Annotated in this window: 21 protein-coding genes; 12 read left to right on the top strand and 9 right to left on the bottom strand. The window is 65.6% G+C overall.

The window, feature by feature from the left end; genetic code table 11:
- Positions 1-27 precede the first annotated feature (27 nt).
- From M1D97_RS01685 to argH, 7 genes are read right to left on the bottom strand one after another with little or no spacing between them, the layout of a single operon-like run.
- Entirely contained in the window at positions 28-750 is a 723-nt protein-coding gene (locus tag M1D97_RS01685; RefSeq protein ID WP_456269014.1) for an HAD family hydrolase, read from the bottom strand.
- Positions 747-1709 (bottom strand): tyrosine recombinase XerC, encoded by a 963-nt coding sequence (locus tag M1D97_RS01690; protein WP_456269015.1) that lies wholly within the window; start codon positions 1707-1709, stop codon positions 747-749. Before M1D97_RS01690 ends, M1D97_RS01685 begins: the two co-directional genes overlap by 4 nt.
- Positions 1706-2404 (bottom strand): DUF484 family protein, encoded by a 699-nt coding sequence (locus M1D97_RS01695; protein WP_456269016.1) that lies wholly within the window; start codon positions 2402-2404, stop codon positions 1706-1708. The genes M1D97_RS01690 and M1D97_RS01695 overlap by 4 nt, the downstream gene beginning before the upstream one ends.
- Positions 2405-2423: 19 nt before the next feature.
- Positions 2424-3254, bottom strand: a complete 831-nt coding sequence (gene dapF, locus M1D97_RS01700) for a diaminopimelate epimerase (RefSeq protein ID WP_456269017.1) — start codon at positions 3252-3254, stop codon at positions 2424-2426.
- Positions 3251-4537 (bottom strand): diaminopimelate decarboxylase, encoded by a 1287-nt coding sequence (gene lysA, locus M1D97_RS01705; RefSeq protein WP_456269018.1) that lies wholly within the window; start codon positions 4535-4537, stop codon positions 3251-3253. The genes dapF and lysA overlap by 4 nt, the downstream gene beginning before the upstream one ends.
- The gene (gene lptM / locus M1D97_RS01710; RefSeq protein ID WP_456269019.1) at positions 4534-4893 is read right to left on the bottom strand and encodes an LPS translocon maturation chaperone LptM; all 360 of its coding nucleotides are present in this window, start codon (positions 4891-4893) and stop codon (positions 4534-4536) included. The genes lysA and lptM overlap by 4 nt, the downstream gene beginning before the upstream one ends.
- Positions 4890-6317 (bottom strand): argininosuccinate lyase, encoded by a 1428-nt coding sequence (gene argH / locus M1D97_RS01715; protein WP_456269020.1) that lies wholly within the window; start codon positions 6315-6317, stop codon positions 4890-4892. Before argH ends, lptM begins: the two co-directional genes overlap by 4 nt.
- A gap of 195 nt (positions 6318-6512) precedes the next feature.
- Here argH and hemC point away from each other — a divergent pair, with 195 nt between their 5' ends.
- The 12 genes from hemC (at position 6513) to M1D97_RS01775 (ending at position 20463) form a co-directional block, all read left to right on the top strand.
- The gene (gene hemC / locus M1D97_RS01720; protein WP_456269021.1) at positions 6513-7466 is read left to right on the top strand and encodes a hydroxymethylbilane synthase; all 954 of its coding nucleotides are present in this window, start codon (positions 6513-6515) and stop codon (positions 7464-7466) included.
- Positions 7467-7475: 9 nt separating this feature from the next.
- On the top strand, positions 7476-8264 hold the full coding sequence (locus M1D97_RS01725; protein WP_456269022.1) for a uroporphyrinogen-III synthase: 789 nt from the start codon (positions 7476-7478) through the stop codon (positions 8262-8264).
- 17 nt (positions 8265-8281) lie between these two features.
- On the top strand, positions 8282-9535 hold the full coding sequence (locus M1D97_RS01730; RefSeq protein ID WP_456269023.1) for a uroporphyrinogen-III C-methyltransferase: 1254 nt from the start codon (positions 8282-8284) through the stop codon (positions 9533-9535).
- On the top strand, positions 9532-10752 hold the full coding sequence (locus tag M1D97_RS01735) for a heme biosynthesis HemY N-terminal domain-containing protein (RefSeq protein WP_456269024.1): 1221 nt from the start codon (positions 9532-9534) through the stop codon (positions 10750-10752). The genes M1D97_RS01730 and M1D97_RS01735 overlap by 4 nt, the downstream gene beginning before the upstream one ends.
- A 139-nt stretch (positions 10753-10891) precedes the next feature.
- Positions 10892-13603: a M16 family metallopeptidase gene (locus M1D97_RS01740; protein ID WP_456269025.1), complete on the top strand. Its 2712-nt coding sequence runs from the start codon at positions 10892-10894 to the stop codon at positions 13601-13603.
- 83 nt (positions 13604-13686) lie between these two features.
- On the top strand, positions 13687-14352 hold the full coding sequence (locus tag M1D97_RS01745) for a response regulator (RefSeq protein ID WP_456269026.1): 666 nt from the start codon (positions 13687-13689) through the stop codon (positions 14350-14352).
- The gene (locus tag M1D97_RS01750) at positions 14339-15679 is read left to right on the top strand and encodes a sensor histidine kinase (RefSeq protein ID WP_456269027.1); all 1341 of its coding nucleotides are present in this window, start codon (positions 14339-14341) and stop codon (positions 15677-15679) included. Before M1D97_RS01745 ends, M1D97_RS01750 begins: the two co-directional genes overlap by 14 nt.
- 81 nt (positions 15680-15760) lie before the next feature.
- Positions 15761-16255, top strand: coding sequence for a cupredoxin domain-containing protein (locus M1D97_RS01755; RefSeq protein ID WP_456269028.1), 495 nt, complete (start codon positions 15761-15763; stop codon positions 16253-16255).
- Between the two features lie 39 nt (positions 16256-16294).
- Positions 16295-18217: a copper resistance system multicopper oxidase gene (locus M1D97_RS01760; protein WP_456269029.1), complete on the top strand. Its 1923-nt coding sequence runs from the start codon at positions 16295-16297 to the stop codon at positions 18215-18217.
- Positions 18210-18989, top strand: coding sequence for a copper resistance protein B (locus M1D97_RS01765; protein WP_456269030.1), 780 nt, complete (start codon positions 18210-18212; stop codon positions 18987-18989). The genes M1D97_RS01760 and M1D97_RS01765 overlap by 8 nt, the downstream gene beginning before the upstream one ends.
- Before the next feature lie 24 nt (positions 18990-19013).
- Positions 19014-19571 carry a cytochrome b gene (locus M1D97_RS01770; protein ID WP_456269031.1) on the top strand — a complete coding sequence of 186 codons (558 nt, stop codon included), beginning with the start codon at positions 19014-19016 and terminating at the stop codon, positions 19569-19571.
- A 115-nt stretch (positions 19572-19686) separates the two neighbouring features.
- Positions 19687-20463: a MauE/DoxX family redox-associated membrane protein gene (locus M1D97_RS01775; RefSeq protein ID WP_456269032.1), complete on the top strand. Its 777-nt coding sequence runs from the start codon at positions 19687-19689 to the stop codon at positions 20461-20463.
- A 53-nt stretch (positions 20464-20516) separates the two neighbouring features.
- Here M1D97_RS01775 and M1D97_RS01780 read toward each other — a convergent pair whose 3' ends face one another.
- Both M1D97_RS01780 and M1D97_RS01785 read right to left on the bottom strand, forming a co-directional pair.
- A complete protein-coding gene (locus tag M1D97_RS01780) occupies positions 20517-21632 on the bottom strand; it encodes a Gfo/Idh/MocA family protein (RefSeq protein ID WP_456269033.1) in 1116 nt (371 codons plus the stop codon).
- Entirely contained in the window at positions 21629-22705 is a 1077-nt protein-coding gene (locus tag M1D97_RS01785) for a sugar phosphate isomerase/epimerase family protein (protein WP_456269034.1), read from the bottom strand. The genes M1D97_RS01780 and M1D97_RS01785 overlap by 4 nt, the downstream gene beginning before the upstream one ends.
- Between the last annotated feature and the right edge of the window lie 82 nt (positions 22706-22787).

The raw sequence follows: 22787 nt of genomic DNA on the forward strand, positions 1-22787 counted from the left end.
TAACTTAATTTTTCCGGATTGCCGATGTCACCGCTGAGCGTCACCTGAAGCGTCAAGGGTTGCCAGCAGCGTTTCCAGCTCGCGAATGTGGGTCAGCCGGTGAATGCCACCGGGGGCCTGCTCGGGCAGTCCGGTATTCTTGGCATCGATCCAGGCCACATGCATGCCGAGACGCTGCGCCGGCAGGGCATCCTCGGCCCATGAATCCCCCACGTGAACCGTCTCGCGCGGCGCGGCCCTGCCCAGCCGGGCCATGGCCGACAGAAAGCAGCGCGCATCGGGCTTGGGCGCCAGCGCCACACCGGCCTTGATGATGACATCAAAGTGCTCGGCGATGACCAGCCGCTCCAGATCCACGTTGCCGTTGGTGATCGCGCCCAGGCGTATGCCGCGCTGGCGCAGTCCCTCCAGCATCGCCGGCACCTCCTCGAAGAGGGTGACATCGTGGCGCAGCGTCAGCATGTACTCGATGGTGTCATCGGCCCAGCGGCGCGCCTCATCCTCGGCCAGCCCGAACTCGATCAGCATGTCGTTCAGGGTCTTGCGACGCAGCCAGGTGAAATCGCCCCGGTACAGCGGATACTGCTGTGCCAGCGCCATGCGCCGGCGCTGATACTCCTCCAGCGGGAAATGGGCGGCATGGCCGATGCGCTCATCGAGCCATTGATAGTGCCCGGGTTCGACCGCGGCCATCACCGGGCCGTTGTCCCAGAAGGTGTCGTCGAGATCGAAAGTGATGGCCTTGATCATGAGGGCGTGTCCTGATGGTCCGAAGCCCCGGAAGGCGAAGCTTCGCGGGAGGATGAGTGGCGTTCCGCGCCCGGGCGGCGGTGTGCACGTGGATGGGCGCGATCAAAGGTGTCAGCCAGATGCTGCCAGTCCAGTCGGGTGTAGACCTGGGTGGTGGAGAGATGGGCATGGCCCAGCAGCTCCTGCACCGCACGCAGGTCCTGACTGGACTCCAGCAGATGGCTGGCAAAGCTGTGGCGCAGGCGGTGAGGATGCAGGTGCTCGGGCAGGCCGCGCTCGCGCCCGACATGGGCCATGCGCAGCTGAATCGCGCGGTGCCCCAGCCGCCGGCCGCGAGCGCCGACAAACAGGGCCGGCTCGTGAGGCGGCGCCAGCATGGCCCGCATCTCCAGCCAGGCCGCCAGCGCCGCGGCGGCACGGCGGCCGATGGGCACCTGGCGCGGCTTGTCGCCCTTGCCGCGCACCCGGGCGCGCTGGGTGTCGATATCGCTCAGATCGATGCCGGCAAGCTCTGCCAGGCGCAGGCCGCTGGAATAGCAGAGCTCCAGCATGGCCTGGTCACGACGCGCCAGCGGCGAGCCGTCATGTGGCGTGTCCAGAAACTGTCCGAGCACGTCGACATCCACCGGTCGCGGCAGATGGCGCGGCATTTTTGGTGTGTCCAGCAGCCGGGCGGGGTTATGCCCCATGAGCCCCTGCTCGATCAGCAGATCGCAGAAGCGGCGGATGGCGGCCTGACGCCGCGCCAGACTGCGTGCCGCCAGACCGCGGGTGCGCTCGCGGCCCAGGAATCGGCGCAGATGGTGAATGTCCAGCGCTGCCCACGAATCGAGTTCCTCGCGCACCATGAACGCCGTCAGCGCGGCCAGGTCGCGACGATAGGCATCGACCGTGGCCGGGCTGTGCCGGTGGCGCAGGCGTTCGATGAAGGTCTCGACCAGCGGCTGCAGGGCGCTCATGACGGCGCTCGCTGTAGTAGGCGGGCCATCATCTCGCCCAGGTGGTGCATGTTCTCGGCGGCCATGATCCACGGCAGGGTAGTCTCCTCCGGATGGGCCAGCACCAGATAGCCGTGGCGCTCGCCCAGCGCCAGCCGGGTCACGACGCAGCGGCCGCCCGCCAGAGAGGTGCCGGGCAGCAGACGCTCGGCGGTGGCACTGTCCAGCGTCAGACCGTCACCGGTGGCCGGCAGCCGCGCGGCAATCCATTGATCGGTATCGTCATCAAGAGCGTGAGTGGGCGGCTGCGCCCATTCGCCGGGAAGAGGCTGTCGCCACAGCGCCAGATGCGACACGTTGAAGCGCTCATTGAGCTCTGCGGTCAGGGTCTGTGCCAGCGCGTCACGGCTGTCGGCCTGCAAAAGCGACAGCGTCAAAGCGCGCATGGCCCCAGCCTGCTGATCAAACTGCCGCGCGGCATTCAACAGCGCCTGACGCTGCCCTTCGGCCTGCTCGGTGCGCGCGCGCAGGGTGGCGATCAACCGCTCGACCAGCGATACGGCGCCGCCGGTCTGGGGGTGGACAATGTGCAGCGAGGCCAGCAGCGCCTCGCGCCCTTCAAAGAAGTCGGGATGGCGCGCCAGCCAGTCGCTGACCTGATCGGCGTCGAGCGTTTCAGGGCGCTGATGATCGGGGGCGGTACGGTCCTCTGTCATGTCCTCTCCCGGTGGGCGATTATAGTACGATGCGACCGTCGAAGACGCGCTCGGCCGGGCCGGTCATGATGACCGGGCTGCCCGGGCCCGCCCATTCGATGCTCAGGGCGCCCCCGGGCAGGGCCACCGCCACGTGTGAATCCAGCAGGCCGCGGCGGATGCCGCTGACCACGGCGGCGCAGGCGCCGGTGCCGCAGGCCAGCGTCTCGCCCACGCCGCGCTCGAACACCCGCAGGCGAACGCTGCCGCGTGACACGATCTCCAGAAAGCCCACGTTGACGCGTTTCGGAAAGCGCGGATGCGCCTCGATGCGCGGCCCCAGCGTCGCCACCGGGGCCTCCTCCACGCTGTCGACATCGATCACGGCGTGGGGATTGCCCATCGACAGGGCGTCCAGATGCACCGTCTCACCGCCAACGTCCAGCGCGTAATCCTGCGCCGGGGCGTCGGCCGTCAGTGGAATGTCGGCCGGGGTGAAACGCGGCGCGCCCATATCGACACGCACCCGGCCATCGTCGGCCACCTTCAATACCAGATTGCCGCCGGCGGTCTGTACCGCGATCTCGCGTTTGGCAGTGAGCCTTTGGTCCAGCACGAAGCGGGCAAAGCAGCGCGCGCCGTTGCCGCAGTTTTCCACTTCGCTGCCGTCGGCGTTGAAGATGCGGTAGCGGAAGTCCATGTCCGGGCGCGACGGCGGCTCGACCAGCAACAGCTGATCGAAGCCGATGCCGAAGCGGCGGTCGGCCAGTGCCCGGATGCGCGCGCTGTCCAGCCGGGCGCGCTGGGTGATCAGGTCGACCACCATGAAGTCATTGCCCAGCCCGTGCATCTTGGCGAAGTGCAGCATCATGAGGCGTGGTTTCCCTGCGGCGCGATGGCGGCCTCCGGCAGCAGCGCTTCGCCGGCCCAGAGCGTGGCGAGCGGCTCGCGCTCGCGCACCAGATGCGCCTGATCGCCGACCACCATGACCTCCGGCGGCCGCGCCCGGGTGTTGTAGTTCGAGGCCATCACGAAGCCGTAGGCACCGGCAGAGTGCACCGCCAGCAGGTCATTCGGGGCAATGGCCAGCTCACGATCCTTGCCCAGATAGTCACCGGACTCGCAGACCGGCCCGACGATATCCCAGCACTTCGTGTCGCGTGCCCCGCGCTGGTCCACGCCGGTAATGGTCTGCCAGGCCTGATAGAGCGTGGGCCGGATCATGTCGTTCATGGCGGCATCGACGATGGCAAAGTTTTTCGCCTCGCCGGGTTTGAGATATTCGACCCGGGTCAGCAGCACGCCGGCATTGGCGGCAATCGACCGGCCGGGTTCAAAAATGAGCTCGACCTCGCGGCTGCCGATGCGCTGGCGCAGGGCGGCGATGTAGTCCGCCACCGGCGGCGGGGTCTCGCCGGCGTAATCCACGCCCAGACCGCCGCCCAGATCCAGATGCTCGATGCGAATGCCCTGATCGCCCAGCCGGTCATGCAAATCGAGCAGGCGATCCAGTGCGTCCAGAAAGGGCGAGAGCTCGGTGAGCTGAGAGCCGATATGGCAGTCGATGCCGACCGGATTGACGTGGGCGAGCTCGGCGGCGCGCTGATAGACGCGCTCGGCATCGGCAATGGCGATGCCGAACTTGTTGTCCTTGAGCCCGGTGGAGATATAGGGATGGGTGCGGGCATCGACATCCGGATTGACCCGAATGGAGATCGCCGCCACCTGACCGCAGCTGTCGGCCACGTCATTGAGGCGCTCGAGCTCGGCTTCGGACTCCACGTTAAAGCACTTGATGCCCACTTCCAGTGCCCGCGCCATCTCATCACTGCGCTTGCCCACGCCGGAGAAAACCACCCGGCCGGGGTCGCCACCGGCGGCCAGCACCCGCTCCAGCTCGCCGCCGGAGACGATATCAAAGCCCGCCCCCAGCCGCGCCAGCAGATTGAGCACGGCCAGGTTCGAGTTGGTCTTGAGGGCGTAGCAGATCAGGTGAGGCGTGCCCTCGAGCGGCCGGGCGTAGTCCAGAAAGTGCTGGCGAAAGGCCGCCGCCGAGTAGACATAGCAGGGCGTGCCAAAGCGCTCGGCCACGCTTGAAAGCGGCAGCTGCTCGACATGGAGCTGATCGTCGTGCCAGACAAAGTGCGTACTCATGTGCCCCCCTGACCGGATGTGGCCGGCGCCGCGGGGGCACCGGTCGAGGCCGCACCACCGACCGTGCCGGCCGTGGTGGTCTCGGGACGACTGTCGCCCTCGGGCACGCTCACGGCGCTGCCCTGACCCTCACTGCCGGCGCCGCCGGTGCGGATGCCGTCACTGGTCGATGGCGAGGTGCGCTCGGCATCGTCGTTTGGCGACGCGTCATCCGGCTGCGCGTCGTCCTGTTGATAGGCGTCCTGCGGGTCATAGCGCTCGCGGGCGGCCTCGTCATCGGGCATGTACAGCGGGCCGGTCTGGCCGCAGCCGGCCAGCACCAGCGCGGCCAGCATGGCGGATATCAGGCGAATCATTGCGCGTGATCCTCATGGTTGTGGGCGTGCGACGGCAGGGCGGCCAGCGCTTCGCGGGCCCGCTGTGCCGCGGCGCGCACCTGGTCGGGGGCGGTGCCGCCGATGTGATTGCGGGCGGCCACCGAGCCTTCCAGGGTCAGCACCTCGAAGATGTCGTCATGGATATGATCGGAAAAGCGCTGGAGCTCCTCGAGGGTCATCTCGGACAGATCGCGCCCCTCTTCGATGCCGAAGGCCACCGCCTTGCCGACGATCTCGTGAGCATCGCGGAAGGCCACGCCCTGACGCACCAGGTAGTCGGCCAGGTCGGTGGCGGTGGCGAAGCCGCGCCTTGCCGCCGCATGCATGTTGTCGCTTTTGGCGCGCACCGCCGGGATCATGTCACCAAAGGCGCGCAGCGAGCCGAGCACGGTGTCGAGGGTGTCAAACAGCGGTTCCTTGTCTTCCTGATTGTCCTTGTTGTAGGCCAGCGGCTGGGACTTCATCAGGGTCAGAAGGCTGATCATGTGGCCGTAGACACGGCCGGTCTTGCCGCGCACCAGCTCGGGCACGTCGGGATTTTTCTTCTGCGGCATGATCGAGGAGCCGGTGCAGAAACGATCCGGCAGATCGATGAAGTCAAACTGGGCGCTGGTCCAGAGCACCAGCTCTTCGCTCATGCGCGACAGGTGCATCATCAAAAGACTGGCAAACGAGGTGAACTCGATGGCGAAGTCGCGATCGCTGACCGCATCCAGCGAATTCTCGGCCGGGCGCTCGAAGCCCAACAGCTCTGCCGTGACGTGACGATCGATCGGGTAGGTCGTGCCGGCCAGCGCCGCGGCGCCCAGCGGCATGACGTTGACCCGCTTGCGGGCGTCGAGCAGACGCTCCTGATCGCGGGCGATCATCTCCTGCCAGGCCAGCAGGTGATGGCCGAAGGTCACGGGCTGGGCGCTCTGTAGATGGGTAAAGCCCGGCATGATGGTGTCGGCTTCACGTTCGGCCAGCTCGATCAGGCCCCGGCGCAGGCGCGAGAGCTCACCGGCGACGGCGTCGATGCCGTCACGCAGATACAGACGGATATCGGTGGCGATCTGGTCGTTGCGCGAGCGTCCGGTGTGGAGCTTCTTGCCGACCGTGCCGATGCGCTCGGTCAGGCGCGCCTCGATGTTCATGTGGATGTCTTCCAGCGCCACGGACCACTCGATCTCGCCACGCTCGATCTCGGCCTCGATCTGTTGCAGACCGCCCACGATGGTGTCGCGCTCGTTGTCGGTCAGAACCCCCACGCGGGCCAGCATGGTGGCATGGGCAATCGAGCCCCGGATGTCGTGATGATAAAGGCGCTGGTCGAAGCCGATGGAGGCGGTAAAGGCCGCCACGAAGGCGTCGGTGGGCTCGCTGAAGCGACCGCCCCAGGATTGATTGGTGGTTTGCGTCATCTGCTGGCGATCCTGCATCGAAAGGGTCGGGACCGGGAGGCCGGCAAGGCGCCGCCTCCATGGGCGCGTCAGTGTAACAAGAAGTCGGTGGCCTGTCGGTACGCCACATCCCCCTCGCGGCGGGCAATGACTGTTTTTTGCCGGGCGCCACTGCTTTATCATGAACGCCTCGTCTTGACCCCTACAGGAGCGCTCGTGTCCGACAGAGCCACGATCAGAATCGCCACCCGCAAGAGTCAGCTCGCCCTGTGGCAGGCGGAACACGTCAAGTCTCGCCTCGAGGCCCTGCATCCGGGGCTCGAGGTGGAACTGGTGGGCATGTCCACGCGCGGTGATCGCATTCTGGATACGCCGCTGGCCAAGGTCGGCGGCAAGGGGCTGTTCGTCAAGGAGCTCGAGGAGGCCATGCTCGCAGGCCTTGCCGACATCGCCGTGCACTCCATGAAGGACGTGCCGATGAGCTTCCCCGAGGGGCTCGGTCTGCACGCCATTCTCGATCGCGGCGCGCCCACCGATGCCTTTGTCTCCAACGATCATCCGAGCTTCGAGTCCCTGCCGCACGGCGCCCGCGTCGGCACCTCCAGCCTGCGGCGCGCCCTGCAGATTCTTGCCGCCCGTCCGGACCTTGAAGTGCTCAGCCTGCGCGGCAACGTGCAGACCCGTCTGGGCAAGCTCGATGCCGGCGAGTTCGACGCCATCGTGCTGGCCACCTCCGGGCTCGAACGGCTCAATCTGGACTTTCGCATTGCCGAGCGGCTGGCGCCGGAAGTCATGCTGCCGGCCTGCGGCCAGGGGGCGCTGGGTATCGAGTGTCGCAGCGATGATGACGCCCTGCGCGCGCTGATTGCGCCGCTGATCGATCCGCTCGCCAGCCTGCGGGTGCTGGCCGAGCGCGCCATGAACACGCGTCTGGAAGGCGGCTGTCAGGTGCCCATCGGCGGCTACGCGGTACTGGAAGATGACAACCAGACGCTGTGGCTGCGCGCCCTGGTCGGGGCACCCGATGGCTCCGAGGTCATTCACGCCGAGGCGCGCGGCCCCGCCGACGACCCGGAAGCGCTGGGCGTTCGCGTGGCCGAGGATCTGCTCGCGCGTGGTGCCGGCGCCATTCTGGACGCCGTCTACGCCGACGAACGGCCGCCGCGCTGAAGGTGTGAGATGGCCCCTTCGCGTTCGACAAGTGCCGCCGTTGCCCTGATTGCCCGTCCCGGGGCCCGTGCCCGGGCGCTGGAACAGGCGCTCGAGCAGGTCGGACTGACGCCTCGATCGCTTGAGATCATGACTTTGGTCGCACGCGCACCGGGCCCATACGAGCGTACGCTCCTGTATGATCTGGATAACTTTCGCCACATCATCTGCACCAGTCCGTTTGCCGCGGCCTGTCTGATCGAGGCCATCGAGGCGCGCTGGCCCCAGCTGCCCGTTGGTCTCGATTTTCACGCCACCGGCGTGAGTACGGCCGACGTTTTGAAGGACGGCCTGGGCGTTGAGGTCAGCGCTCCGGCGCCGGGCAGCGGCAGTGCCAGCGAGGCGCTGCTGGCGCTGCCGGGACTGCAGGGCGTTGACGGCGCGCGCATTGCGCTGGTGTCGGGCGAGGGCGGGCGTGAGCTGATCGAGCAGACGCTTGTAATGCGTGGCGCTGAGGTGTCGCGACTGGCACTCTATGAGCGTCGGCTGCAGCCACCCGGTGACGAGGCGGGGGCGCTGCTCGAACGCGGTGCGTTTGCGCTTTTGATCGTGACCAGTCAGGAGCAGCTCGAGTACCTTGACCGGTGGTGTACGCCCCTGACCCGGCGGCGACCGCTGGTCGTTTCCAGTCAGCGATTGGCTACAATGGCAGGCACATATCACTTTGAATGTGTTTTCATTGCCGGCGATGCCACGCCGCAGACACTGGCAGAGACCTCGGCCATGGCCTGGCGGCAGGCGCCGGGCATACCCGATTAAAAAAAGGGCAGCGATAAATGAGCAAGCAGGACAACGACAACGACGATCGCAGCAAGGTGTCTTCCGACAGCACGTCGCCGGATAGCAGGCCGTCGCAGACCGACGCCGGCGCGCGCGGCGCGGCGGAAAACGCCTCGGTCACCGGCGAAAGCGCCCGCACCGGCAACATGACCGGCACGACCTCGCCGGATGCCGGGGTCAGCAGCAGCGGTCGCCCCTTCGAGCCCGGTGACATGCGTCCCGAACATCGTCCGCGCGAGAAAAACGCTCGGCGCTCGGTCATGTTGCCCATTCTGCTTGTCCTGCTGTTGCTGGCCCTGGCGGCCCTCGGCTTCGGCGCCTGGCTCTTCGAGCAGCAGCGCAACGAGATGGATCAGCTGCGCCAGGACGTCAATCAGGTCCAGCAGAGCAGCAGCCAGTCTTCCCGCGAGGTCTCAAGCGCGCTTGATTCGCGCGATCAGCGCATCAGCCGGCTCGAGTCACAGCTCGAGGACAACGACCAGGCGCTGTCGCGTGTGATGGAAGAACTCACGCGCAGCCAGCAGACCGACGAGCGTCAGTGGCAGAGCGCCGAAATCGAATACCTGCTGCGCATGGCCAACCAGCGCCTGCAGCTCGAGCGCGACGTCAGCGGCGCCCGCTCGCTGCTCGAGACCGCCGACCGGCGTCTGCAGCAGATCGACAATCCGGCCCAGCTGCCGGTGCGCCGCGCGATCGCCTCGGAGCTGTCGCAGCTGGAAAGCCTGCCCGACGTCGATCACAACGGTCTGTTTCTGACGCTGTCGGCGATGGCCGATCGCGTCGACGAGCTGCCGCTGTCCCAGGAGAGCGAGGCGCTGTCCGCGCAGCAGGATGATGGATCGCTGTTCAGCGGCGGCTGGCGCGAGCAGCTCTCGCGCATGGGCACCCAGCTCAAGGATCTGGTCACCGTGCGCCGTCACGACGAGCCGCTGGAAGCGCTGATCACGCCGGCCCAGGAAGGCTATCTGCGCCAGAACGTGCGCCTTTTGCTCGAACAGGCCCAGCTGGGCGTGATGCGCAGCAACGAGGCGATCTATCAAAACAGCCTCGAGCGCGCCGAGACGCTGATCACGACCTATTTCCGTACCGGGGACAGCAACGTCCAGCGCCTGGTTGAGCAGCTCGATCAGCTCGGCCAGCGCAACATCAGCCCCGAGCTGCCCGACATCAGCGGTTCGATCGAAGCCCTCAACAAGCTGCAGAACGCCCGTCGTAGTGGCCGGAACAGCGGTCAGGGGGCGTCGTCATGAGAAAGCTGATCCTGTTCATTGTCGTCGGGCTGGCGGCCGGGGCGCTGATCGGCCAGCTGATGATGTCCACGCCGGGCTACATCCTGATCCGGGTCGGCGACATCTCGCTGCAGACCTCCTTCTGGTTCGGCCTGCTGCTGCTGTTTGCGCTGTTTCTGGTGGTGCATTTCGTGTTGCGTCTGCTCTGGCGCCTGCGCCGACCGGTCAGCCGCATGAAGCTCTGGAACGCCCGTACCCGTAACCGTCAGGCCATGCACCGCACCGTCAAGGGCCTGGTGGCACTGGCGGAGGGGCGCTGGAAGCGCGCCGAGCAGTCGCTGACCCGGTCGGCCCACGACTCTTCCACGCCACTGGTCAACTACCTCTCCGCAGCGCTGGCGGCTCACTATCAGGGCCGTCACGAGCAGGCCGACGAGCTTTTAAAACAGGCGCACAACAGCACCGAAGGTGCCGACAGCGCCGTGGGACTGATGCAGGCCCAGCTGATGCTGGATCGTCAGCAGTCCGAGCAGGCGCTGGCCACGCTGACGCGACTGCAGACCCAGATGCCGGAGCATCCGCAGGTGCTCAAGCTGCTCAAGCAGGCCTATCTCAACGTGGAAGACTGGGAAGGGCTGCGCCAGTTGCTACCGAAACTCGAGCGCCACGATCTGATCAGCGAGGAAGAGCGCAAGACGCTCGAACGGCGCACCTATCTGGCGCTGTTGAGTCAGGCCGATCAGCAGCAGGATACCGATCGTGCCCGCACGCTCTGGGGCGGGATGCCGGAATCGCTCAAGGGCGATGTGGAACTGGTGCTGCTGCAGGCCGGTATTCTCGAACGCGGCGGCGATGCCGCCGAGGCCGAGAGCATGATCCGCCAGTCGCTGCGCAACCGCTGGGACAGCCGGCTGGTGGCGCACTACGGGCTGCTGTCGGTCGAGCCCGAGCGCCAGCTGGTGACCGCCGAGAAGTGGCTGCAGGAGCGGCCCAACGATCCCGAGCTTCTGATGGCGCTGGGCCGGCTGTCGCTGCGCAACGCCTACTGGGGCAAGGCGCAGGAGTACTTCGAGGCCAGCCATCGCCAGCGTCCCAGCGGCGTGGCCTGCGCCGAGCTTGCCAGGCTCTATGCCAGCCTCGGCCAGCACAGCAAGAGTCAGCACTACTACCGCAAGAGCGTGGAGCTTTTGGACCGCTCGCTGCCGGCGCTGCCGCAGCCCAGCGAACATACCAGCTGATCCCGTCCTGCCTTCAGGGGGCGCCTCCGGGCGCTCCTTTTTTGTGGTGACAGCATCTCTTCAGGCCTTTCCCGAGGCCCACGAGTGCGGCCCTGACGGGTCGCCATGCAACGGTTCAACGTGTCAGGAAGCCATCGACATGCAGTCAACAGTCATGACGGGTCACGTCAATTTCCTGTGGCGCCAGCGTCTATCGCGCGCCGGTCGCAGCCTTGCCGGCGCCTGCCTGGTGCTGGCAAGCGTCGGCGCGGTCGGCGCGCCGGCCCCGCAGGATGACGTGCTGCGCGCCACGCTCGACAACGGCCTCGAGGTCGTGATCGTGCACAGCGATCTGGCCCCGGTGGTCACCACCCAGGTCAACTATCACGTCGGTTCCAGCGAAGGCTCCGAGGACTTTCCCGGCACGGCGCATGCCGTCGAGCACATGATGTTTCGCGGCGGCCCGGGGCTTTCCAAGGATCAGCTCTCCGTCATTTCGGCCAACATGGGCGGCAACATGAACGCCTTCACCGAAAACGATCGCACCCAGTATCACTTCACCGTGCCGGCGGACGATCTGGATGTGGCGCTGCATATCGAGGCCTCGCGCATGAAGGCCATCGACATGAGCGCCGAAGACTGGGCGCAGGAGCGCGGCGCCATCGAGCAGGAGGTTTCCCGCAATCTCTCCAACCCGGCCTTTCGCTTTTATACCCAGCTGGTCGAGGAGCTCTATCGCGGCACCCCCTACGCCTGGACGCCGCTGGGCACGCGCGACTCCTTTGACAACACCACCGCGGCCGATCTGAAGGCCTTCCACGATCAGTGGTACGTGCCCAATAACGCCACGCTGGTCATCGCCGGCGATGTCGATCCACAAAACGCGCTGGCCCGGGTCGAGACGCTGTTTGGCGATATCCCGCAGCGAGCGCTGCCCGAGCGCCCCGAATTCGATTTTGAGCCGGTCAACGCGCGCACCATCGAGCTGCCGACCAACAGCCCCTACGGCTCGATCTACATGGGCTGGCGCACGCCCGGCCTTCGGGATGACGACTTCGCCACCACCCGGGTACTGCTGGACGTGCTGGGCTCCGAGCGCGGCGAATTGACCGCCATGGGCTATGACGGCACGGCCCTGGCCGGCGGCATGGGCGGCCAGCTGCAGCCGCATGCGGGCCTGGCCATGGCCGTTGGCGTTTTTCCCCGCGGTGGCGACCCGGCGCCGATTCAGGCGCGCATGCGCGAGATCATCGAGGACGTGACGCAAAACGGCGTCGACCCGTCGCTGGTCGAGGCGGCCAAACGCCGGATCATTGCCGGGGTGGATGCCTCCCGCGAGTCGGTATCGGGGCTGGCCAGCGCCTGGTCGGATGCCCTGATCCAGCGCGGTCTCGACTCGCCGCAGGCCATGAAGGCGCAGTATGAAGCCGTCACCGTCGAGGACGTCAACGCGCTGGCCGAAAGGCTTTTAAAGCCCGAGCACGCCATTACTGCGGTGCTGACGCCGGAAGCCTCCGGCGAGCCGACCAGCAATGATGGCTACGGCGAGCCGGAGGATCTGACCACGCCGCCTGACGGTCCGGTCGAGCTCCCTCACTGGGCCGAGCACGCCTTCGATAACCTCGACATTCCGGTGTCGACGCTTGATCCGAAGGACTATCGGCTGGACAACGGCCTGCGCCTGATCGTACAGCCGGAAACCGCCAGCGACCGCATCATGGTCAGCGGCGCCATCGATACCAATGAGGACCTGCAGACGCCGCCGGGCAAGGAGGGCGTCAGCGATATTCTGGAAGGCCTGTACGGCTACGGCAGCCAGTCACGCGACCGCCGCGAACTGCGCGCCGCCGTCGACGAGCTGGGGGCCGAGGAGCGTGCCGGTACCAGTTTCGGTCTGGTGGTACCGAAGGCGCAGTTTGATGACGGGCTGGCCCTGCTGGCCGAGCATCAGCTCAATCCGAGCTTTTCCCGCGAGGCCTTCGATACCGTCAAGCAGCAGAACGCCAGGGCGCTGCCCGGTCGTCTGGAAAGCCCCGGCTTTCAGAATGCCTACGCCATGCTCGGCGCGCTGCTGCCCGACGACGACCCCCAGCAGCGCCACATGACGCCCGAATCCCTCGACAGCGTCACGCTCGAGGACGTGAAGCAGTATTTCGCCCGCATCTCGCGCCCCGACATGACCACCATGGTGGTGGTCGGTGACGTCGACCCCGGCGAGGTGCGCGAGCAGGTCGAGCGCTACTTCGGTGACTGGCAGGCCGATGGACCGGAACCCGACGTGGACTATCCGGCCGTGGCGCTCAATCAGGCCGGCGCGTTCAACACGCCCGACAGCGCCGCCAGCCAGTCGCAGGTCACCCTGTCGCAGATGATCGATATCAATCGCGACAGTCCGGAGCGCTTCGCCCTGTTTCTGGGCAATCAGGTGCTCAGCGGTGACTTCGCCTCACGGCTGCATCAGGACCTGCGCGAACGGCGCGGGCTGGTCTACGGCGTCAGCTCGAATCTGGCGCTCAAGGCCCATCGCGGGCGCTTCAACGTCAGCTTCGGCAGCGACCCCGACAAGGTGAACCAGGCGCGCGAGCTGATCATTCACAACCTGAACCGCCTGCAGAATGAACCGGTCAGCGACAGCGATCTGCACCGGGCCAAGAGCATCCTGCTGCGGGCCATGCCGATGCAGGCGGCCAGCTACAGCGCCATCAGCGGCTCGCTGCTGGACCTGGCGCTCTCTGACAAGCCGCTGGATGCCACCACCCGGGCGGCAGAGCAGTTCGTTGCGCTGACGCCCGAAGAGGTGCAGGCCGCCTTCAGGGCGCATATCCGGCCGGACGGCTTTGTGACCGGCGTGCGGGGGCCGGCGGCGCCCTGACCTGAAGTGTAACGGGATTCAGCCAGCATTCAGCCCGAGCGTGCAATCTCGAAAGGCGAGGGAGGAGAGGCTCGGAGACCGCGATGAAGCTCTTGCTGGTAGAAGATGATGCGCTTTTGGCGGAGAGCCTGGCCGAATGCCTGGAAGAGGCCGGTTACAGTACGGATATTTCGGCTACCATTCAGACCGCGCGGGCGCTGGCAGGCACCGAACACTACTCGCTGGTGGTGCTTGATCTCGGGCTGCCGGATGGGTCGGGGCTCGAGCTTCTGAGGCAGTGGCGTGCGCAGCGCCGGTCAGTGCCGATCCTGATCCTGACGGCCCGGGACAGCTGGACCGACAAGGTGGAGGGGTTGCGTGCCGGTGCTGATGACTATCTCACCAAGCCATTTCACGAAGAGGAGCTTCTGGCACGTCTGCAGGCGCTGCTGCGGCGTCACTCCGGCGCCCTGGCCAGCGTTCTGGAGGTCAACGATATCTTCCTTGACGAGGGGCGTCAGCAGTATCGCCTGGGGCAGGGCGAGTGGCAGACGCTGACCTCGACCGAATTTCGCCTGCTCCGCTATCTCATGCATTATCCCGATCGCGTTCACTCCAAGCACCATCTGCTGGATCAGCTCTATGCCCTTGAGCAGGACTCGGCTGCCCCGAATCTGATCGAAGTCTATATTGCGCGCCTGCGGCATCGACTGGGTCGCGAGCGCATCGTGACCCGGCGTGGTGAGGGGTACATGCTTGTTTCTGCCTGACCGGCGCAGTCTGCGACTCCGATTGCTGGGCACGCTGACGGTGGTGGCGCTGACGGTCGTGACCATCACCTGGCTGCTGCATGGCCTGCTGCTGGATCGTCTGGCCCGCGAATTTCTAGCCGACCGCCTGCAACAGGAAGCGCTCTACAGCGTGCAGCATCTGCAGGCCAGCGATGAGCCTGACACACCGGCGACCCGGGCGGTGACAGGCAGTGTCGATATCTTTCATCACTTCTATCTGCTGGATGTCAACGGGCAGCTCAAGAGCTCGCATCCCGATCGTTTGCCGGCCCTGACCCCGCTGCTCAAGGGCCCTTTGGAGAAAGCCGAAGAGCGGCAGTGGCGTGATCATCATCTTCTGATCTGGCGTACTCGATTCATGCTCGAGGGCCAGCCTGCGACCCTGGTCATCGGGGAGGACTTTGCCAGTATCGAGCGTGGACTTGCGCGGCTGCACAAGTGGATTGCAGTCATCTCGGCGGTCATTCTGGCGGGGCTTTTGCTGCTGAACCTGGTGGCCGTCAACCGGGCGCTGCTCCCCTTTTCAAGGCTGGCGCGTCAGCTGGTGGAGCTGCAGCAGGGGGAACGGTCGCGCCTTGATATTGAAACCGTCTCCGAGCTGGATGCCCCGATCCAGCAGCTCAACGCCTTTCTCGATGATCAGGAGCGACGCCAGCAGCGCTCGCGGGAGTCGCTGGCCAATCTATCGCACGCCATCAGGGCGCCATTGACGGCCGTCATTCAATCGTTGCGCTCACGCCGGGCGCTGGACGATGAGCGGCGAGCACGCCTTCTGGAGCGCCTTCATGATATCGACGAGAAGCTGGGCGCCGAACTGCGGCGCTCGCGCATCGCCGGTCCTCGTACCGGACAGCGGTATACGGGCATGGCGGATATCCATTCATTGCTGGAGATGTTCACCTCGCTGTATCCCGACATCATGTTTGCCCTCGACACCGAGTCCGCCGGCGCCTCGTTGCCGATGGAGCGTCAGGACGGGATGGAAATGCTGGGTATCGTGCTGGACAACGCAGGCAAATGGGCCCATCAGCGCGTTGAGCTGACGCTATGCGATCAACCGCCCGGTCTGACAATTGAAGACGATGGCCCCGGCGTGCCGGATGCTCTGCTGGATCAGCTGGGCCAGCGCGGCTGGCGACTGGACGAGCAGCGTCACGGTCACGGGCTGGGGCTGTCCATCCTGGCCCAGCTCATTGAACGCTACGCGGGTCGGGTGCGTTACACGCGAGCATCGCTGGGGGGGCTGCGCGTCGAGATCGATTTTTCCGGGGATCTGACAAGACGCGTCGAAAAAAGGCCCCGTTGACGAGACCGGCCGTGCCGTTTTTCAGACTCCTCTCAGAAAGCAGGCGCAGGATGCGGGAATATTCTCCTGCGGAGTCTGCTCATGAAAACCCTGCTGACGCTCGGCCTGCTCGTCATTGCCTCCCCGGCACTGGCCGATACCGGACACGACGACCCCTCTTCTACCTCGGGCGACACGCCAGCCGTGGCGCGCACCATCGATATCAGGGCCGGCAGCATGTGGTTCGACCCTGATCAGCTGCAGGTGGCACCGGGGACCACCGTGCGGTTTCGTATCGAAAACGTCTCCATGATTGCGCACGAGTTTTCGATCGGCAGCGCCAGCATGCAGCGCCGGCACCGCGAGATGATGCAGCAGCATGGTGGCCATCATGGTGAGGGAGAGCAGGGGGATGGCCACCATGGTAACGGCCATGACGACATGATGTCGTCATCGGTCACCATCGCGCCCGGGGCCACACAAACCCTGACATGGACGGCACCGGATCAGGGAGATCGCATCGAATATGCCTGTTTCATCCCCGGCCATTACGAAGCCGGCATGAAAGGGATGGTCATGCTGACCTCTGCCCCCTAGAGCACGTCTGCTTCAATCACGTTTCTGGAACTGTCTCTCATGACGCGACATCCGATGGATGACGACCGCCGTCGCCTGCTGCTGACGCTGGCCGGCACCGGCGCGCTGGCCGGTTTGAACACACTGCTGCCGGGCTACGCCCGCGGAGAATCGCTGACGCCCCGGGCAGGCAACGCGGCACGGGTTCAGGGCGGGGCGCCCGGGCCGGTGCTGCTGGATTTTGACGTGCGCCGCGAGCGCGTTGCCATTGCGGGCGGCCATGGCAGCGGTATTACCGTCAACCGTTCGATTCCGGCCCCGCTGGTCGAACTGTGGGAAGGGCAGCAGGCCCATCTGCGCATTCACAATCACCTTGATGAAGACACCTCGATTCACTGGCACGGGCTGATGCTGCCGTTTCAGATGGATGGCGTGCCCGGTGTGTCCTTTCCCGGCATCGCTGCGGGCGAGACCTTCGAGGTGCGCTTTCCCGTGCGTCAGAGCGGCACCTACTGGTATCACAGTCACTCCGGCATGCAGGAGCAGAAAGGGCTGACCGGCCCGCTGGTGGTCCATCCTGCGTCGCCGCACCATGCCACGGCGGATCGCGAATTCGTGGTCATGCTCAACGACTGGACCTTCGACAACCCGCACCGAATCATGGCACGGCTGAAAAGCTCGGGGGAGTACTACAACTTCAGTCAGCGCACGATGGGAGATTTCCTTGACGAAGTAGAGAAGGAGGGCTGGGCGGCCACCCTCAGAGACCGCCTGGCCTGGAACACCATGCGCATGAGCCCTCGCGATATTGCAGACGTCACGGGCGCCACCTACAGCTATCTCATGAACGGTCTTCATCCCGCCGTGGGCTGGGAGGGCATCTTCCGCCCCGGCGAACGTATCCGGCTGCGGGTGATCAACGCCTCGGCGATGACCTATTTCAACTTCCGCATCCCGGGGCTGGCCATGACGGTGGTCGGCGCCGATGGCGAGCAGGTCGAGCCGGTCGATACCGATGAGTTCCAGATCGGTGTGGCAGAAACCTATGATGTCATCGTCGAACCACAGGCGGATCGGGCGTACACGCTGGTAGCGGAGTCGATGGATCGAAGCGGTCATGCACTGGGCACGCTGACGCCTCGCCCCGGTCTGCGCGCGCCGGTGCCGGATCTTCGAAAGCCGCCCCGACGGACCATGATGGACATGGGCATGGACCACGGTGGCATGGCCGGCATGAACCATGGCGCCTCGGCCTCGAAGGACATGGATCACGGTGGCATGGCCGGCGTGAACCACGGCGCCTCGGCCTCGAAGGACATGGACCACGGCGGCATGGCCGGCATGCATCACGGCGCCTCGGCCTCGAAGGACATGGATCACGGCGGCATGGCCGGCATGAACCACGGTGCGATGGAAGCAGGCGGTGGCATGGGCCCGGTGGTGGGTCAACATGGCCCCGGTGATCATGGCCCGGGCAACATCAACGTGGCTGAGACGCTGCGCTATCGACTGGGCGAGCCGGGGACAGGCCTCGAAGACGTCGGTCATCGAGTCCTCACCTACAGCCAGTTGCGCAACGTCAGGCCCATGCGCGATCAGCGTCCGCCATCACGCACCATCGAGCTTCACCTGACCGGCAACATGGAGCGTTACATGTGGTCGTTCGACGGTGTGAAATATTCCGACTCCGAACCCATCGATATCGTGCTGGGGGACCGGATCCGTCTGGTGTTGATCAACGACACCATGATGGAGCATCCCATCCATCTGCACGGCATGTTCATGGAGCTGGAGAACGGTCAGGGAGAGCGGCTTCCCTTCAAGCACACCCTGAGCGTGTTGCCGGCGTCGCGCGCCTCACTGCTGTTGACGGCAGACGAACCCGGGCGCTGGGCCTTCCACTGTCATCTGCTGTACCACATGGATGCCGGCATGTTCCGTGTCGTACGCGTCGCGCCGGCGGAGGCCCTGTCCCATGTCTGATTCAAGGGTTTTTCAGTGGGGTCTTTGGGCACTGGCGCTTGCGCTGCCGTCGCTGGCAGCGGCCGATCAGCATGGTCGTGCCAGTGTGGATACCGTCGTCCCCGACGGACCGCTCAACGATCATAGCGGCTCACCGGCCGACTGGCCCGAGCCCCTTTACGACGATGCGATCTTCAGTCAGATAGTGGTCGACCGGCTTGAGTATCGCGACAGTGCCGGTGCCCCCAATGCCTGGCTATGGGATGCCCAGGGCTGGATCGGTAACGATACGCATCGTTTCTGGTGGAAAAGCGAGGGAGAGGGACCGATCAATGACGGCGGCCCGGAGAGCAGCCACCTGGAGCTGCTTTACAGCCGCATGATCTCGCCCTTCTGGAATCTGCAGGCGGGCGTGCGTCAGGACTTCAATCCCGACCCCGATCGACGCTTTGCAGTGGCAGGGCTACAGGGGCTGGCCCCCCTGATGGTGGAAACCGATGCGGCGCTCTACGTCAGTGATGAGGGGGACGTCAGCGTGGGGGCTGAGTTCGAATATGAAATGCTCCTCACCCAGCGGTGGATATTGCAGCCGCGCATGGAGGTCTCGGCATCGCTGCAGGATGTTCCGGAGTACGGCATCCGGCAGGGTCTCAACAGCAGCGAGGCCGGCCTGCGCTTGCGTTATGAACTGATGCGCGAGATCAGCCCTTATATCGGCGTGAGTCATGAGCGTGATCACGATCACGATGAGTCGACCACCGCGCTGGTGGTCGGGCTGCGCGCCTGGTACTGATTCTCGCATCCCGGGAGAAGGGCAATGTCTCATGTTCAATGGCGCGACACCCCCGAGCGTTATGGTCATATCAGCCGCTGGCTGCACTGGGGCATCGGGGCACTGCTGCTCTGGCAGCTGGGCGGCATGACGGCAAAAGGGCTCTGGGGGCATCCTCCCTGGGTGCAGGCCTGGCTTTCGACGCATCGCTGGCTGGGCACGCTGCTCATGGTGTTAATCGTTGTGCGGGGCATCTGGGCATTGTTCAACCTGTCGAGGCGGCCGCCGCATCAACAGGGACTGGCGCGGCTGGCCGGCGCCTCGCATCTGCTGCTGTATGTCCTGATGCTGGCCATACCGGCGCTGGGGCTTTACATGACCCGGGCCAGTGGCCAGCCTTTCGCCCCGCTGGGGGTGGCGCTGTTTGATGGGGGGCCGGCCCGGGTCGATGCCATGCTGCTGGCACGTCAGTGGCACACCTGGCTGGGCTGGTCGCTGTTGATCGTGATCATCGGCCATATTGGCATGGCGCTGATCTGGCACGGTGTGGTCCATCGCGATGGCACCCTTCGGCGCATGATCGGGCGTGTCGATCGGCGCTAGCGATATCCCGGTCTGCAGCGACGATGCTTTAAACGCTGCGGGGGCGAGCGTTTTGCACACCGGCGACCCTGGCCTCAAGCGATGATGAAACGTCATGGACAACAGGAGAGATTCAATGAGCAGTGCAGCCACTGACAGCAGTGAGGGCCATCGCCAGAAGGCGGTCCTCTATCGCATGGTCATGACCGACCACCGCTGCCCCTTCGGACTCAAGACGAAAGCGCTGCTGGAGCGCAAGGGGCTTGATGTCGAAGACCACTGGCTTACCTCGCGCGAGGAGGTGGACCGCTTCAAGGCCGAGCATGAGGTAGAGACCACGCCGCAGACCTTCATCGAAAACGAGCGCATCGGGGGCTACAGCGAGGTGCGCCAATATTTTGGCAAACGGGTCAAACAGGAAGGGGAGACCACCTATCAGCCGGTGCTGGCCATTTTTGCCGTGGCGTTTCTGATGGGACTTTCGATCAGCTGGGCGGTACATGACACCATTTTCACCTTTCGCGCGCTAGAGTGGTTTATCGCCGTCGCCATGACGCTGCTCGGGGTGCAAAAGCTGCAGGACGTCGAGAGCTTCTCGACCATGTTTCTCAACTACGATCTGCTGGCCCAGCGCGACGTTCGCTATGGCTATCTTTACCCCTTCGGCGAAACGCTGGCGGGTCTTTTGATGATCGCCGGCTCGCTGATCTGGATCGCCGCGCCGGTGGCGCTGTTTATCGGTACCGTCGGGGCCGTTTCGGTGTTCAAGGCGGTCTATATCGACAAGCGGGAGCTCAAGTGCGCCTGCGTGGGCGGCAGCAGCAATGTGCCACTGGGGTTTCTGTCGCTGACCGAGAATCTGATGATGCTGCTGATGGGGCTCTGGATGCCGATCCGTATGCTGGCGGGATAGCCACCCCCGGCTTCCAGAGCCCCGGAAGCCGGGCAGACACCAGAGTGACGCGATCAGGGCGTCGGATACGCCGGCGTCGTCCAGGCGCCCGCCGAGCGGGCGCTGGCCAGCATGGCCTCGACAAAGGCCAGGCCGTGACAGCCGGTATCGACATCGGGCAGCGTCACGCCGGTGCCGCGCTCGCCGCGCAGGTGGCAGGCGAAGTCGCGATAGAGCTGCGCGAAGGCTTCCAGATAGCCCTCCGGGTGACCGGCCGGTACGCGGCTGGCGTGCTGGTCCGCGGCGCCGCTGCCGGGGCCGTTGCGCGACAGGCGCTGCATCGGCTCGCCCAGCTCGGCAAACCAGAGCGTGTCCGGATGTTCCTGATCGAAGCAGAGACCGCCACGGCTGCCATACACGGCCAGCTGCAGGCGATTGTTGTTGCCCGGCGACACCTGGCTGACCGACAGACGGCCCCGGGCGCCGCCCCGATAGCGCAGCATCGCCTGGGCAAAGTCGTCCAGCTGCCGCCCCGGCACGAAGGTGTGAAGATCGGCGCTCAGGGCCTCGATCCTGCGACCGACCACATAATCGGCCAGCTGCCAGGCGTGGGTGCCGATATCACCCAGCGCGCCCGCCGGGCCGGCCAGTGCCGGATCGCCGCGCCAGCCTTCGTTGCCTGCCTCGCTCAGCCAGTCCTGGGCGTAGTCCACCTGGACCAGCCGCAGCTCGCCCAGCGCGCCCTGTTGCACCAGCTCCCGGGCGCGGCGTATGGCCGGATAGCCTGAGTAGTTGTGCGTCAGCAGCAGCTGCACGCCGTGCTGGCGGACCAGGTCGCGCAGCGTCAGGGCTTCCTCGAGCGATACGGCCAGCGGCTTTTCACAGATGACATGAATGCCGGCTTCGATGAAGGCGCGGGCCGCCGGCGCGTGCAGGTGATTGGGCGTCACGATGCTGACGGCGTCGATGCCGTCCTCGCGCGCTGACTCCCGGCGGGCCATGGTGTCAAAATCGGTGTAGACCCGTGACGGGTCGAGATGAAGCGCCTCGCCAATTTGCCGGGCGCGTTCGGGGTCGGAGGAGAACGCGCCGGCGACAAGCTGATAATCGCCGTCCAGCCGCTGTGCCATGCGATGCACGCGGCCCATGAAGCCGCCTCCTACCATGCCGATGCGAATCGGAGCTGTCATGAAGGATCTCCGTTGGGGGTGTTCAGGCCGAGCAGGCGACGACACTGCGCGGTATCCAGGGGGACGCCGGCAAAGTCGTCGAAGGCGCTGTCGGCCACCTCGATCATGTGACGGCGAATGAATGCTGCCCCTTCGCGGGCGCCCTGTTCCGGATGCTTGAGGGCGCACTCCCACTCCAGTACCGCCCAGCCGTCGTAATTGTACTGCGCCAGCTTCGAGAAGATGGCGCCGAAGTCGATCTGGCCATCCCCGAGCGAGCGGAAGCGCCCGGCACGCTCGACCCAGCCGCTATAGCCGCCGTAGACGCCCTGGCGGGGCGAGGGGCGAAACTCGGCATCCTTGACGTGAAAGGCCCGGATGCGGTCGTGATAGCAGTCGATAAAGCCCAGGTAGTCGAGCTGCTGCAGCAGCATGTGGCTGGGGTCATAGAGCAGCTGCGCCCGGGGGTGATGGTCCACCGCGTCCAGAAAGCGCTCGAAGGTCGTGCCGTCAAAGAGATCCTCGCCGGGATGCAGCTCGAAGCACAGATCCACGCCCTGCTCGTCACAGGCATCCAGCAGCGGTCGCCAGCGCCGCGCCAGCTCGTCAAAGGCCGCCTCGATCAAACCGGGCGGTCGCTGCGGGAACGGGTAGAGGTAGGGCCAGGCCAGGGCGCCGGAAAAGGCGGGCAGGGTCGTCAGACCGAGTCGGCGTGAGGCCCGGGCGGCCAGCCGGATCTGCTCGCAGGCCCACTGCTGGCGCGCCTCGGGGCGGCCGCGTACTTCGGGGGGTGCAAAGCCGTCCATCAGGTCGTCGTAGGCGGGGTGAACCGCCACCAGCTGGCCCTGAAGATGGACCGACAGATCGGTGGGCTGCAGGCCGTGTTGCGCCAGGGTGGCAAGCACCTCGTCGCAGTAGGTCTGGCTGTCGGCCGCGGTGGCCAGATCGAACAGAGCGGGTTCGCCGCTGGGAATCTGCACGCCGCGATAGCCGTGACCGGCGGCCCATTCGGCCATGCCCTCGAGCGTATTGAAGGGGGGCTGGTCGCCCACGAACTGGGCCAGAAAGAGCCCGGGGCCCTTGAGTGATCGCATGGTTCACGTCTCCTCGAGTCCGGTCCGGTGGGCGTCAGGCGCTTTTCCCGGACAATGAGTTCATGTTCAAGCAGGGTGCCCG

The organism is Kushneria sp. AK178, from assembly GCF_053903105.1.